The 253-nt window shown below is 60.9% G+C and carries 1 protein-coding gene; it reads right to left on the bottom strand.

The window, feature by feature from the left end; genetic code table 11:
- On the bottom strand, positions 1–181 hold a 181-nt coding region (locus QSV46_RS40385; protein WP_314964288.1), incomplete at its 3' end, for a hypothetical protein.
- Positions 182–253 lie beyond the last annotated feature (72 nt).

Here is a 253-nt window from a genome sequence, read left to right on the forward strand (position 1 = left end):
GTGCCAACGCCGCATTGGCATTTTCCGCCACCGCCACCTGATGACCGTTAATCTCAAGCAGTGCGGCCAAGGTGTGGGCTGCGTCGAGATTGTCGTCGACGACCAGGATTGACAGTGGCCGTATCGCGACTGCAGCTTGCTCGCGTTCAGCATTTTGCTTCAGCCGCTCTTGGCGGGCCAAGGGTAGCGTCACAGTAAAGGTGCTGCCGGCGCCCGGCCCGGGACTTTGGGCATCAATTGTGCCACCATGCAG

Origin of the sequence: Bradyrhizobium cosmicum, assembly GCF_032290525.1 — a bacterium.
In the GTDB taxonomy this organism is placed as follows: Bacteria; Pseudomonadota; Alphaproteobacteria; order Rhizobiales; family Xanthobacteraceae; genus Bradyrhizobium; species Bradyrhizobium cosmicum_A.